The sequence below is a fragment of the Priestia sp. SIMBA_032 genome (assembly GCF_046535215.1).
Taxonomy (GTDB): Bacteria; Bacillota; Bacilli; order Bacillales; family Bacillaceae_H; genus Priestia; species Priestia aryabhattai.
This window is the reverse complement of the sequence record NZ_JAWRXD010001292.1, coordinates 1-247: the sequence shown is the minus strand read 5'-3', so window position 1 is coordinate 247 and position 247 is coordinate 1. Positions and strand designations below refer to the sequence as shown.

Annotated in this window: 1 pseudogene; it reads right to left on the bottom strand. The window is 70.0% G+C overall.

Annotated elements, in window-relative coordinates:
• A pseudogene (locus tag SB717_RS38490) lies at positions 1-247 on the bottom strand (hypothetical protein); the annotation flags it as partial.

Below are 247 nucleotides of genomic sequence, written 5' to 3'. Positions count from 1 at the left end.
CTGCAGGTCGTCGGAGATCACGCTGACCAGACGCACGGCGAGGGTGACGGGCGGATCCCAGTTCGTGTCGACGACGCGGCCCAGGTCGTCGTCGCCGATCGTCCGCAGGAACTCCTCCGTCCGACGGTGCACGGCTTCGTGGTAGCCGATGAGGTCGGTGGCGCTCGCACGCGCGAGCTCCGCCACGTCGTCGGAGCTGTGGCCGTACCCGGTGTCCGAGACGTCGAAGGGGAGGCCGAAGCGCTCC